This is a genomic window from Actinophytocola algeriensis (assembly GCF_014203735.1).
Taxonomy (GTDB): domain Bacteria; phylum Actinomycetota; class Actinomycetes; order Mycobacteriales; family Pseudonocardiaceae; genus Actinophytocola; species Actinophytocola algeriensis.
In genome coordinates, this window is the sequence record NZ_JACHJQ010000004.1 from 309,992 (window position 1) to 323,229 (window position 13,238).

10 protein-coding genes are annotated in these 13,238 nt (G+C 69.1%); 5 read left to right on the top strand and 5 right to left on the bottom strand.

Annotation, left to right across the window (positions count from 1 at the left end; genetic code table 11):
- Positions 1 to 112 precede the first annotated feature (112 nt).
- Both galT and FHR82_RS19315 read right to left on the bottom strand, forming a co-directional pair.
- Positions 113 to 1,198: a galactose-1-phosphate uridylyltransferase gene (gene galT / locus FHR82_RS19310; protein WP_184811855.1), complete on the bottom strand. Its 1,086-nt coding sequence runs from the start codon at positions 1,196 to 1,198 to the stop codon at positions 113 to 115.
- Positions 1,195 to 1,980: a DeoR/GlpR family DNA-binding transcription regulator gene (locus FHR82_RS19315; RefSeq protein WP_184811856.1), complete on the bottom strand. Its 786-nt coding sequence runs from the start codon at positions 1,978 to 1,980 to the stop codon at positions 1,195 to 1,197. Before FHR82_RS19315 ends, galT begins: the two co-directional genes overlap by 4 nt.
- Positions 1,981 to 2,621: 641 nt before the next feature.
- On the opposite strand from FHR82_RS19315, the gene FHR82_RS19320 reads away from it, so the two are divergent.
- From FHR82_RS19320 to FHR82_RS19335, 4 genes are all read left to right on the top strand, one after another.
- Positions 2,622 to 3,920, top strand: coding sequence for an ABC transporter substrate-binding protein (locus FHR82_RS19320; protein WP_184811857.1), 1,299 nt, complete (start codon positions 2,622 to 2,624; stop codon positions 3,918 to 3,920).
- 76 nt (positions 3,921 to 3,996) lie between these two features.
- Positions 3,997 to 4,848 (top strand): carbohydrate ABC transporter permease, encoded by an 852-nt coding sequence (locus FHR82_RS19325; protein ID WP_225944081.1) that lies wholly within the window; start codon positions 3,997 to 3,999, stop codon positions 4,846 to 4,848.
- Complete coding sequence (locus FHR82_RS19330; protein WP_184811858.1) at positions 4,845 to 5,750, top strand: carbohydrate ABC transporter permease; 906 nt, start codon at positions 4,845 to 4,847, stop codon at positions 5,748 to 5,750. The genes FHR82_RS19325 and FHR82_RS19330 overlap by 4 nt, the downstream gene beginning before the upstream one ends.
- Positions 5,747 to 7,819 (top strand): alpha-galactosidase, encoded by a 2,073-nt coding sequence (locus FHR82_RS19335; protein ID WP_184811859.1) that lies wholly within the window; start codon positions 5,747 to 5,749, stop codon positions 7,817 to 7,819. The genes FHR82_RS19330 and FHR82_RS19335 overlap by 4 nt, the downstream gene beginning before the upstream one ends.
- Positions 7,820 to 7,921: 102 nt before the next feature.
- Here the strand turns inward: FHR82_RS19335 and FHR82_RS19340 are convergent, their stop codons facing one another.
- Positions 7,922 to 10,660, bottom strand: a complete 2,739-nt coding sequence (locus FHR82_RS19340) for a protein kinase domain-containing protein (RefSeq protein WP_184811860.1) — start codon at positions 10,658 to 10,660, stop codon at positions 7,922 to 7,924.
- A gap of 34 nt (positions 10,661 to 10,694) precedes the next feature.
- Here FHR82_RS19340 and FHR82_RS47510 point away from each other — a divergent pair, with 34 nt between their 5' ends.
- Complete coding sequence (locus tag FHR82_RS47510; protein WP_221464004.1) at positions 10,695 to 11,294, top strand: GNAT family N-acetyltransferase; 600 nt, start codon at positions 10,695 to 10,697, stop codon at positions 11,292 to 11,294.
- Positions 11,295 to 11,413: 119 nt separating this feature from the next.
- Here the strand turns inward: FHR82_RS47510 and FHR82_RS19350 are convergent, their stop codons facing one another.
- Positions 11,414 to 12,301 (bottom strand): acyl-CoA dehydrogenase family protein, encoded by an 888-nt coding sequence (locus tag FHR82_RS19350; RefSeq protein WP_184811861.1) that lies wholly within the window; start codon positions 12,299 to 12,301, stop codon positions 11,414 to 11,416.
- Positions 12,301 to 13,236, bottom strand: a complete 936-nt coding sequence (locus FHR82_RS19355; RefSeq protein WP_184811862.1) for a VOC family protein — start codon at positions 13,234 to 13,236, stop codon at positions 12,301 to 12,303. The genes FHR82_RS19350 and FHR82_RS19355 overlap by 1 nt, the downstream gene beginning before the upstream one ends.
- Between the last annotated feature and the right edge of the window lie 2 nt (positions 13,237 to 13,238).

Sequence of the window (13,238 nt, forward strand, 5' to 3'; positions counted from 1 at the left end):
ACGCGACGGGCCCGGTGGCCGGGACCGTCGCGGAAGAGCCCGCCGCCTGCCGGCTCGCCTTCCCGCGAGGGCTGGCGACGCTCGCGGAGCGGATCGTGCCGGCGCCGACTTCCTAGACGACCACCGCGCGCAGGCGGTCCGCCACGTCCTCCGGCAGGACGTCCGTGATGAACGCGCCCATGCCGGTCTCCGAACCGGCCAGGTACTTCAGCTTGTCGGCGGCGCGCTGGATCGACGACACCTGCAGGTGCAGGTACGCGTGCTCGCGCAGCGGGTCCGACACCGGGGCCTGGTGCCAGGCCGCCACGTACGGCAGTGGCTGGGCGTAGAGCCCGTCCAGGCGGCGCAGTACATCCAGGTACAGCACGGCGAAGTCGTCGCGTTCGGCGTCGGTCAGGGACGGGATGTCAGGGACCCGGCGGTGGGGGTACACGTGGACCTCCACCGGCCAGCGGGCGGCGGCCGGGACGAACGCGGTCCAATGGGACGACGTCGCGACCACGCGGGTGCCCGAGTCGCGTTCTCCCGCGAGGACGTCGGTGAACAGGTTGCGGCCGGTGCGGGCGTCGTACGCCGCCGCGTTGCCCAGCATCTGGCGGCTCTTCGGCGTCACGAAGGGATACGCGTAGATCTGCCCGTGCGGGTGGGCGAGCGTGACACCGATGGCCTCGCCCCGGTTCTCGAACGGGAACACCTGCTCCACGCCAGGCAGCGCGGCCAGCGCGGCCGTCCGGTCCGCCCACGTGTCCACCACGAGCCGCGCGTGTTCCGGCTTCAGCGTGGCGAACGCGGCGTCGTGGTCGCTCGTGAAGCACACGACCTCACAGCGGCCGACGCCGGGGCGTTGTGAGACCAGTGGCGGCAGGTCCGGCCCTGCGTCGCCGATCGCGTTCATCGACAGCGACGGGAAGCGGTTCTCGAACACCACCACGTCGTAGTCCGGTGACGGGATCTCCGTGTGCCGTTCCGCTGTGGACGGACACAGTGGACAGTCGGTCGTCGGCGGGTGGTAGGTCCGGCTCTGCCGGTGCGCGGCCAGGATCACCCACTCGTCGAGCACCGGGTCGTGCCGCATCTGCGAGGCGGTCGACACCGGGTCGAGCCTGCGCGGGTCGTGGAGCTCGCGCGCGGGAGCGTTGTCGTGGTCGAAGTAGATGATCTCGCGGCCGTCGGCGAGCTGTGCCGTGATGCGCTTCACCGTACCGCCTCGACCTTGACGATGCGCAGGTCGTCGACGTGCTCGGCGAGCGCCTCCCTGCCGTCGCCCGGCAGGCCGTCGTCGGTGATCACGACGTGGGCGTCGGACAGCCGGGCGATCGTGGACAGCCCGACGGTGCCCCACTTCGTGTGGTCGGCGAGCACCACGAGTCTCCTGCCCGCCGCGACGAGCGCGCGGTCGGTGTCGGCCTCGAGGAGGTTCGGTGTGGTGAACCCGGCCGTCTCGGCCATGCCGTGCACGCCGAGGAACACGATGTCCAGGTGCAGCTGTGCGAGCGCGGACACGGCGATCGGGCCGACCAGCGCGTCCGACGGGGTGCGGACACCGCCGACCACGACCACGTTCTGGTCCGTGCGCGGCGGGGCGTGCAGCACGTCCGCGATCCGCATCGAGTTCGTGACGATCGTGAGCCCGTCGACCGCGCGCAGCGCGTGCGCGAGCGCCCACGTCGTGGTGCCCGCCGACAGCCCGACCGCGGTACCGGGGGAGACCAGCTCGACCGCCGCGTTGGCGATCGCCTCCTTCTCCGGCTGCTGCCGCAGCGACTTGGCCTCGAAGCCCGGTTCCTCGGTGCTGGCGGACCTTGCGCGGGTCGCACCGCCGTGCACCTTGTCCAGCAACCCCTGTTGTGCGAGCGCGTCAAGATCGCGGCGGATCGTCATGTCGGAGACGCCGAGCATCTGCGCGAACTCGATGACCCGAACCGCGCCCCGCCTGTGGATCTCCTCGACGATCCGGGCTTGCCTCTCCGCTGCCAGCATTGCCTCTCCCAACCGGTAGGGCACCCCCGAGTCGATCGTCGATCCAATCATAAACCGACTCATTCGCACAGGCCCAGACGGTAGCGTCCCCACGCGGAGCACTGGCATCGAACACCCCGATCCGTGGGCCGTACCGGTCGTTTCCTGGGATGATCCTCGTGCCGATGCGACGCGCGCGCCTGTTGATCCGATGTTTGGTGACTGTTTGCGACTGTGTGCGATGACCCCGTGCGTTCTCCATGTTGACATATGTGCGCACATGCAGGAAGTGGGCGAATCACGGACTTCGGCCGGACGCGGTGGAGGACGAAGGCGGTGACCCCGTCCTCCACCGCACCGGCCGGTCCCGGTGTGCGGTGAACACCGGGACCGAAGCTCACCACCTGGCCCCAGGTGGCAGCGGTCCGATAATGGTCCAGACCATATCGTCGCACGTACCGCGCGGCAAGGGCGCGCAGAGATCGGACGTCTACGGAGCGTGAAGCTAGGTGTCCGGCACGTGAACGGGGTAGGTCACAAAAATACCACCGGTTTCGGTATGCCCCCTTGACACGCGCGTGGGCCGCCCGCAAAGGTTTCGATTCTGAGAGGTCGCGTTCACAAGTGTTGGTTTTTCTGGCCGCTCCCTGAGGAGGCGCACAATGATGAGCCCTCGTACGTTCGGCGCAGGCGGCGTTTCCGCCATCAACGTCGGACGGCGCACGCTGTTGAAGGGGATGCTCGGCGCGGGGGCGCTCGCAGGTCTCTCCGCGTGCGGCGGCGGTGATGGCGGGGGTGGCGGCGGCGAGGTCACGCTCGGCTCGAACTGGTCGGACGAGGTGCCCAAGAAGGCCATCGCCGACATGGTGAAGGGTTTCTCGGGTGGTGGCGTCAAGGTCAACACGATCGACCACAACTCGTTCCAGGAGAACATCAACAACTACCTGCAGGGCGGCCCGGACGACGTGTTCGGCTGGTTCGCCGGCTACCGCATGCAGTTCTTCGCCGAGCAGGGGCTGATCGGCGACATCAGTGACGTGTGGTCCGACATCGGCGGCGGGTTCTCCGACGCGATGAAGCAGCAGTCCACCGGCGCGGACGGCAAGCAGTACTTCGTGCCGCTGTACTACTACCCGTGGGCGATCTTCTACCGGAAGAGCCTGTGGCAGGAGAAGGGCTACACCCCGCCCACGACGATGGACGACCTCGTCGCGCTCTCCACGAAGATGAAGACCGACGGGCTCAACCCGATCGCGTTCGGCGACTCCGACGGCTGGCCCGCGATGGGCACGTTCGACTACCTGAACCTGCGCATCAACGGCTACGACTTCCACAAGGAGTTGATGGCGGGCGAGAAGCCGTGGAACTCGAACGAGGTCAAGGCGGTCTTCGACGCGTGGCGCGAGATCCTGCCCTTCCACCAGCCCGACGCGCTCGGCCGCACCTGGCAGGAGGCGGCGCAGTCGCTGCTGAACAAGGAGTCCGGGATGTACACGATCGGCATGTTCGCCGGTCAGCAGTTCCCCGAGGGCCCGGACCGCGACGACCTCGACTTCTTCACGTTCCCCGAGATCGACCCGGCCATCGGTGCCGACGTGGTCGAGGCGCCGATCGACGGCTTCATGATGGCGGCCCGCCCGCGCAACGAGGACGGCGCGAAGGAGCTGCTCTCCTACCTCGGCACCGCCAAGGCGGAGGACGCGTACCTCAAGTCCGACCCGAACAACATCGGCGCGCACGACGACGCGGACAAGACCGGCTACAACGCCCTGCAGCAGAAGGGTGAGCAGCTCGTCAGCGGCGCCAAGTCGATCTCGCAGTTCCTCGACCGCGACACCCGGCCCGACTTCGCCTCCACGGTGATGATCCCGTCGCTGCAGGAGTTCATCCGCAACCCCAACGACGTGGACGGGCTGACGAAGAGCATCGAGGACCAGAAGAAGTCGATCTTCGGTGGCTGACCTGATGACCCGGCCGGGGCGCACGGAGCGGAAAACCCGTGCGCCCCGGCCGAAGCACGCACGCACCTTGTCCACGATGGACAAGCTGACGGTCGTGCTGATGGTCGTGGTCCCCGCACTGATCGTCACCGGGCTCGTGTGGGTGCCCGCCATCTCGACCGTCGTCCTGTCGTTCACCGACTGGAACGGCATCGGGAACATCAGCGACATGAACTTCATCGGCGGACAGAACTACGTCGACGTCACGTCGAACTACCCGCCGTTCGGCCCGGCCATGGAGCACAACCTCATCTGGCTGGTGGTGTTCTTCTTCGGGCCCACCCTGCTGGGCATCTTCCTCGCGGTGCTGCTCGACCGCGAGATCCGCGGCTCCCGGATCTACCAGAGCATCTTCTTCCTGCCGGTCGTGCTGTCGCTCGCGCTGATCGGCTTCGTCTGGCAGCTGATCTACTCGCGCGACCAGGGCCTGCTCAACGCCGTGTTCGGCGGCCAGACCGACTGGTTCGGCGACCCGGACATCAACCTGTGGGCCGTGCTCGTCGCGGCCGGGTGGCGCCACACCGGCTACATCATGCTGCTGTACCTGGCGGGCCTGAAGGCCGTCGACCCGGCGCTGCGGGAGGCCGCCGCCGTCGACGGCGCGACCGAGGTGCGCACGTTCTTCCAGGTCATCTGGCCGGTGATGCGCCCGGTCAACATCGTGGTCCTGGTGATCACGGTGATCGAGTCGCTGCGTGCGTTCGACATCGTCTGGGTGATCAACAAGGGCAGGAACGGGCTCGAGCTGATCTCCACACTGGTCACGCAGAACGTGATCGGTGAGGCGAGCCGCGTGGGCTTCGGGTCCGCGCTCGCCACCATCATGATCGCGATCTCGACGGTGTTCATCGTGATCTACCTGATCCAGGTCATGCGGGAGCAGCGATGACGGCGGCGGTTCAGGAGACACCCGTGCGGACGCCGGTGCGGCGGCCCCAGCGTCGCCGGCCCGCGCGGGTCGTGCTGACGGTGTTCCTGACCGTCATGGCGGTCGGGTGGGTCTTCCCCGTGGCGTGGGCGTTCTACAACTCCTTGCGGGACTACGACTTCACGTCGACCCACGGGTACTTCTCGTTCGGCGGCTTCACGCTCGACAACTACGTGGACGCGTGGACGCGCGGCAACTTCGGGCAGACCTTCTACAACTCGATGGTCATCACGGTCCCGTCGGTGGTCATCACGCTGCTGCTGGCGTCGTCGGCCGCGTACGTGCTGGCGCGCTACACCTTCAAGTTCAACCTGGCGCTGCTCGCGTTGTTCACGGCCGCGAACCTGTTGCCGCAGCAGGCGTTGCTGGTGCCGCTGTTCCGGATGTTCCTCAACATCGAGGTGCCGTTCTGGTTCAGCGACTCCGGTTCGCTGTACGACACGTACTACGCGGTCATCGCGGTGAACATCGCGTTCCAGACCGGGTTCTGCACGTTCGTGCTGAGCAACTACATGAAGACCATCCCGAAGGAGATGACGGAGGCCGCGCTGGTCGACGGCGCTGGCGTGTTCCGCCAGTTCTGGCAGGTCGTGCTGCCGCTGTGCCGCCCGGCGCTCGCCGCGCTCGCGACCCTGCAGATCACGTGGGTGTACAACGACTTCTTCTGGGCGGTCGCGTTCATGCGGACCGGTGACAAGTTCCCGGTGACGTCGTCGCTGCAGAACCTGCGGGGCCAGTTCTTCACCGACTACAACCTGCTGTCCGCGGGCTCGGTGATCGTCGCGATCCCGACGCTCGTGATCTTCTTCCTGCTGCAGCGGCACCTGCGTGCCGGCCTGACCCTGGGAGCCACCAAGGGATGATCGTCCACCTGCGTGCCGACACGGTCAGCGTGGTCATCGACGCGCGCGACCTGCCGTCGATCGTCCACTGGGGAGCGCCGCTCGGCGACCTGTCCGAGGACGACCTGGTCCTGCTGGCGGACGACGCGATCTCGCCGATCCCGAACAACGCGCCGGACGTGCCCATCCCGGTCGGGCTGCTGCCGTCGGCCCGCCACGGCTACCCGGGCAGGCCGGGCCTGCGGGGGCACCGGTCGGCCGGCGACTGGCTGCCGTCGCTCACGCGGTCGTCGGTGGCCCGGTCGGCCTCGGAGGCCGTGTTCGACACCGAAGGCGGCGGGCTCAGTGTCCGGTCCACCGTGGAGCTGGCGCCGTCGGGTGTGCTGCGGGTCCGGCACGAGGTCAGGAACGACGGTTTCCGCGCGTACACCGTGGACGGCGTCGAGACGGCGCTGCCGGTGCCCGCGCAGGCGAGCGAGCTGATGGACTTCCACGGCCGGTGGATCCGCGAGAAGCACCCGCAGCGCAGGCACTTCGACCTCGGCTCGTGGGTGCGGGAGAGCCGCCGCGGCCGCACCGGGCACGACGCGACGCCCGCGATCCTGGCCGGTACCAGCGGGTTCGGGTTCCGCACCGGCGAGGTGTGGGCCGTGCACGTCGCGTGGAGCGGCAACCACGTCACCTACGCGGAGCGGGTCCACGAGGGCCGTGGCGTGCTGGGTGGCGGCGAGCTGCTGACCAGCGGCGAGGTGGTCCTCGCGCCGGGGGAGACGTACTCCTCGCCGTGGGTCTACGCCGCGTACTCCGGTGCCGGGATCGACGGGATCACCTCGGCGTTCCACCAGTGGATGCGTGCGCGCCCGTCCCACCCGGTGCGGCCGCGGCCGGTCGTCCTGAACACGTGGGAGGCCGTGTACTTCGACCACGACCTCGACCGCCTGAAGGGGCTCGCGGACGTGGCCGCGCGGGTCGGCGTCGAACGGTTCGTGCTGGACGACGGCTGGTTCCGCCACCGCAGGGACGACACCGCGGGCCTCGGTGACTGGTATGTCGACGAGGGCGTGTGGCCCGACGGGCTGTCACCGTTGATCGACCACGTCACCGGGCTGGGCATGAAGTTCGGCATCTGGGTCGAACCGGAGATGGTCAACCCGGACTCGGATCTGTTCCGCGCACACCCGGACTGGGTGCTGGCGCCGGGCGACGGCACGTTCCCGCCGACCTCGCGCAACCAGCAGGTGCTGGACCTCGCCCACCCGGACGCGTACGCGTACATCCTGTCGCGCCTGGACGCACTGCTGCGCGACAACGACGTGGCGTTCGTGAAATGGGACCACAACCGCGACATCATCGGCGCCAGGGTGCACGAGCAAACGCTTGCGGTGTACCGGTTGCTGGACGAGCTGCGGTCGCGGCACCGGGCCGTCGAGATCGAGAGCTGCTCGTCCGGCGGCGGCCGCACCGACCTGGAGATCCTCGCGCGCACCGACCGCGTGTGGGCCAGCGACTGCAACGACGCCCTCGAACGGCAGACGATCCAGCGGTGGACCGCGCTTTTGCTGCCGCTGGAGCTGATCGGCGCGCACGTCGGCCCGCCGCACTCGCACACGACCGGCCGCACGCAGGACCTGTCGTTCCGGGTCGCGACGGCGTTGTTCGGGCACTTCGGCATCGAGTGGGACATCGCGTCCGCGTCGCCCGCCGACCAGGAGGCACTCGCCGAGGCGGTGGCGTTCTACAAGTCGGTGCGCGGGCTGCTGCACACCGGCACGCTCGTGCGCGGCGACCTGCCGGACCCGTCGGCGACGCTGACCGGCGTGGTGGGGCCGGACGAAGCGGTGTTCTCGTACGTACAGCTGACCTCGGCGGAGCGCACCGTGCCCGCGCCGGTCCGGCTCCCCGGCCTGGCCCCTTCTCGCCGGTACGCGGTCACGCCGGTGACCCCCGGCGGGGCGCCACGGTCGCAGCAGGTCCCGCCGCCGTCCGGTGCCACGCGGGTCCTCTCGGGACGCGCGCTGACCGACGTGGGTGTGCGGCCGCCGGTGCTGATGCCGGAACAGGCGTGGCTGCTCCACCTCAAGGCGGTGTGAGCTCACCACAGACGCCCACAGGATCGTTTCGCTGTGCGGGCGATGACCGAGCTGTGCCGGGTAGCACGTTCGCCGCACCCCGTCGCGACCCGGCTCCTGGAGCTACAGCTCGTCGATCAGCCGCTGGACGCGATCGGCGTCAGCGGTGCGGTGATGGTTCCGGAACAGCTCCACGGCCTGTTGCCAGGAATCCCGGGCCTCCTCGTGGCGACCGAGCGCCACGAGCGAATGACCGAGCCCTTCGAGGACGTCGGCCTTGTTGTAGGTGTTACCGATGCCTTGAAGACGATCGGCAGCCCGCTGGTAGTAGTCCGTGGCTTGGGCGTGATCACCGGTGTGGTGGGCGATGTAGCCGAGGCTGTCCAAGGTGCCCGCTTCAGCCTCGGGATCGCGGTGACGGGAGAGTATGGAGAGCGCGGCCTCGCAATGCCCTCGAGCTTTGTCGTAGTCACCGAGCTGTGCGTGGCACCAGCCCATCGAGTTGAGTCCAGAGGCCTCCCACACCGGTGTGCCCAGGCGCCGGTACAGGGACACAGCGTGCATGAAGTGTTCTAGTGCTCGCTCGTGTTCCCCGTGCCGCGACCGGATGCTTCCGATGTGGCGGTGAGCGTCGGCCTGACCGCGGAGATCGTCGGTGTGCTCGGCCAAGGCGAGGGCGACTTGAAGATGCTCGAACGCTTCCGCGTTGCGATCCACTCGGTGCAACGCGCGGCCGAGACGGAGATAGGCACGGGCCCGGATGCCTGGGTCGTCGAGATCATTGGCGGCGGCCAGCCCGGCCTGCCAGACGACGAGGTCGTCGTGGCGGTGTTCGCGCCGGTCGTGGAAGTTTACCAGTGCCCAGGCCAGCTGCCACACGACGTGGTGCCACTCCAGCGTGGCGGTCAGCTGTTGCGTTGCCAGCAAACAAGAGTGTTCGGCCACGAACCACGCCTCGGCTGCCGCCTCGTCGGGCAGTGGTTGGGGCTCCTCCGGTGCTGGGAGGCTGAGTTCGATCGGTTGGCGAGGCGGCGGCAGGAGTTGGTTGCCGACATAGGCGGTGTGCAGGAAGAAGGCGACAAGCCGGCGCGTCGCGGCCTCCTGGTCTTCCTGAGTCTGGTTGCTGCCGACTTGTTCCGTGGCGTAATGGCGGACCAGGTCGTGCATCCGGTACCGACTGGAGGCTTCCTGGTCGATCAAGGAAACCTGCGTCAACCCGCGTAGCACCACCCTGGTTTGTGTCCTCGGCAATCCCGCGAGGTTGGCAGCGGCCCGGAGACTGATGTCCGGGCCGGGAGCGATGGCGAGCAGGCCGAGCACCCGGGTCTGTTCCGAGGTGAGGGCGGCATAGGACCAGGAGAGCACTGTCGGCAGGCTGACCGCTGGATCGTCGTCCTCCAACGCACTCAACCGGGCTTCGCGGAGATCCTCGGCCACAGAAGCGAGCGAGCTGTGGGGGTTGGTCTGTACGCGGCCGGCGACGATGCTCAATGCAAGCGGAATCCCTCCGCAGTAGGCCAGGATCTCGTCGGTAGCGGCGGGTTCGGCGGCGATCCGGTCGGCACCGAGCCGCGCGGACAGCAGGGCGCGGGCCTGGGACTCCGGCAGGACGTCGATGGGCACGTGGCGGGCGCCGTGTCCGGTGATGAGGCCGGTGAGCCGGTTGCGGCTGGTCACCAGGACGAGACAACCGGAGGTGCCGGGGAGCAGCGGACGGACCTGGTCGGAGTCCCGTGCGTTGTCCAGTAGCAGGAGCATCCGCCGGCCGGCGATCAGGCTTCGGTACAGCCCGGCCTGCGAGTCGAGGTTGGCCGGGATCCGTGCCGCGGGCACCTCGAAGGCGTCCAGCAGGTTGCGGATGGCCTCGGCCGGCGGCATCGGCGATCCGGAGGGGTCGAACCCGCGCAGGTTCAGGTACAGCTGGCCGTCGGGAAAGCGGTCGGCTACCTGGAAGGCCCAGTGCACGGCCAGCGCGGTCTTGCCGATGCCGCCGCCACCGGCGACGGTCGAGATCAACACCGATCCATCGTCCACAGTGGACTCGTCGAGAAACCTCAGCAACGTCTTCAGCTCCGCGGCACGGCCGACGAAATCCCGGGTCGGCGCCGGAATCTGGCGCGGCACCACCTCGCCTGGCGTGGCCTGGACGCGCTCGCCGGGGGCGACCGAGGCGAGGAGCCGCACGGTCTCGTCAGCGGAGGGGCGCCGGGCCGGGCTCGGGTCGACCAGTGCGGACAGGACGGTGGCCAGCGGTTCGTCCACCATGCCTTCCGCGGCGACCGACAGGGTCATGCCGAGCGAGAACATGTCCGACGCGGCCGACGCGGGGTGCCCGTCCAGCACCTCCGGTGCCAGGTAGCCGGGAGTCCCGGCGTTCCGCTCGCTTCCGGTCACGGTGACCTCGGCCCACACCGCGACGCCGAGATCGGCGAGCTTCGCCGTCCCGTCCTCGGCGAGGAGCACGTTGCCCAAGGTGACGTCCCGGTGCACCATGCCTCTGGCGTGCATGGCCGACAACGCCGTGGCGATCTGCCTGCCGACGTGTGCCGCCCGGCGTGGCGGCAGCGGACCGCCGGCCCGCACGACCTCGGCGAGACTGCGTGCCGGCAGGTACTCCATCACCAGCCACCGCACACCGTCCTCGACGACCACGTCGAATACGGTGACCACGTTCGGGTGAAGCAGTCCAGCCCCGATCCGCGCCTCCCTGCGGATACCCTCGCGGTCCCCGGTACTCGCCTGCTTCACCGCGACCACCCGGCGAAGCTCCACGTCAGTCGCCCGCCACACCTCCCCCATACCGCCCGCGCCCGCAACGTCCTCGAGCCGGTACCTACCCGCGATGACGTCCCCGCTACGCACCGTTCCAGACTAAACGACAGGTGATAATGGCGGAGTGGCCACGAAGATCAGGAAGTACCAGCCGGGCGAGGAGCGGGTGTTGTACGACATCTGCCTGTTGACCGGCGACAGCGGCGTGGACGCGACCACGTTGTACCAGGACCCGCGGTTGCTCGGCGAGGTGTACGTCGGCCCGTACCTGCGCTTCGCCGCGGCCCTGGCCCTGGTCGGCGTGGACGATTCCGGCGTCGCCGGGTACGTGCTGGGCGTCCCGGACACCGTCGCGTTCGAGCGGTGGTGCGAGCGCGAGTGGTGGCCTGAGCTGCGGGAGCGCTACCCGCTGGGCACCTTCCCCGACAGCTCTCCTGACGACCGCATCGTCCGCCTGATCCACACCCCGCCGGCCGCGAGCCCGGACGTGGTGGAGCGCTACCCGGCGCACCTGCACATCGACCTGTTGCCCAGACTGCAAGGCAAGGGCGACGGCCGCCGGTTGCTGACCGCGCTGCTGGACGGCCTCGCGGCGATGGGCGCGCCGGGCATCCACCTGGGTGTGAGCCTGGCCAACGAGAACGCGATCGGCTTCTACCGCCGCATGGGTTTCACCGACGTGCAGGCGTACACGCACTCGCTCGTGATGGCCCGCGTGCTGTGAAAGACGCGTTCGGGGCGTCGCCGGTGCCGTGAAACGCGCGTTTGGGCCGTTGAGTGCCCCGAAAGCGTCTTTCAGGGCGTGACCGGTGCCGTGAAAGCGCCTTTCACGGCACCACAGCACTAGATGCCGAGGTGGGTGGCCACCTTGTCCGTGTGGGTGTCCGCGTCGCCGAAGGCCAGTGCGCTCGACATCGCGTGGCGGGTGTAGTGGTGCAGGTCGTGTTCCGCGGTGAAGGCGATGGCGCCGTGGACCTGGTGGCCCAGTGCGCAGACCCGCTCGTAGGCCTCGCTCACCCACGACTTCGCCACCGACACCTCGACGTCCGAGGGCAGGTCGCGGGACAGGCGCCAGATCGCCTCGTACGCGATGAACCGGGCGCTCATCACGTCGATGGCCATGTTCGCGCAGTGGTGTTGCACGGCCTGGAAGGCGCCGATCGGTTTGCCGAACTGTTCGCGTTCCTTGGCGTACGACACAGTCTTGTCCAGTACCGCCTGTGCGCCGCCGACCATCTCCGCGCAGGTGGCCGCCGCGCCGTACGCCTCGATGGGCGCCGTCGAGACCGGTGCGCCGGAGACGGGACCGTGCTCCACCCGGTACGTCGGGGCTGGGCCCACCACCGTCACCGGCGTGCACGAGGCCTCCGTCGTCAGCACCAGACCCGAAGGGCCGACCACGAGCAGAGCGGAAGCTTCCGCTGCCCACGGGACCAGTGCCCCGGAGAACGGCACGTACGCGAACACCTCACCGGCCGCGACGCGGGGACGCAGCGACGGGACCGCCATCCCGCAGATCAGCGACGAGAGGTACGGCACGGCGACGCGCGCCCGGCCGAGTTCCTCGATGATCAGGCACGCCTCGAGGAAACCGAAGTCCTCGAAGGGCAGTGCCTGCCAGCCGAGGTCGGTGATCTCCTTCCAGACGTCGTCGCCGGTGCGGCCCGCCAGGAACTCGCGGGCCGTGTCGGCGACCATCCGCTGGTCCTCCGTCAGGGTCAGGTCCGCCATCAGCGCCTGCCGGGGATCTTGTCCGAGCGGACCCACACGCCGGGCCGCTCCTCCCAGAACAGCTGCACCAGCACGCCACCGGTCTGCTTCGGGTGGATGAAGGTGTGCTTCCAGCGGGCACCGTCCGTGACGCCCTCCTCGTCGTCGAAGGTGGGTACGTCGTGGTGCCGGCACGCGTCGAGCGCCGCGTCCCAGTCCGCGACCTGGAACGTCACGTGGTGCGCGGCGGGACCGTTGCGGGACAGGAACTTGTCGATGAACGAGTCGTCGCCGCGGGAGGTGATGACCTCCAGGCAGATGCTGGAGCCGGGCACGTTCAGCACCAGGTCCGCCATGTCCGGGTGCTCGTCGTCGGCGGTGCGCCACACCTCGACCACCCCGAGCAGTTCGCGGTACCACGCCGACAGCTCGTCGCGGTCCGGGAAGGCCTGGCAGACGTGGTCCAGGTTCACGATGCCGAGCGTCGGACCGTCCACAGGGGACGTCGGGACCGGGACGGCGGCCTCGTCGCCCGTCATGGTCAGCGCGCCGGGGCCGCGGAGGCGGAACAGGACGCCGGGGCCGTGTGCGGGCGGGGACAGCGACGCCTCCACCCACTTGCCCGGCACGCCGTCGGTGATCTTGATGCCGCGTTCGTCCAGTTCGGTCACCGCCGCGTCCAGGTCCGGGACCTCGACACCGATGTGGTGCAGGCCGGGACGGCCGCCGTGGTCGTCCAGCCAGCGCTGGATCGGCGAGTCGTCACCGGACGGCGCCAGGACCTGCCATTCGTGGCCCCACGTGCCGGGGATCTCCAGGCGGGCGCCGCGGACGCCGGCCGGGGCGTTGTCCCAGCGGTGCGTGGTGCGGAAGCCGAACAGCTTCTCCAGCAACGACACCTGCGGTTCGAGGACAGGAACCGCCTGCGCGACGTGGTCTATGCGGTAGATCTGCATGG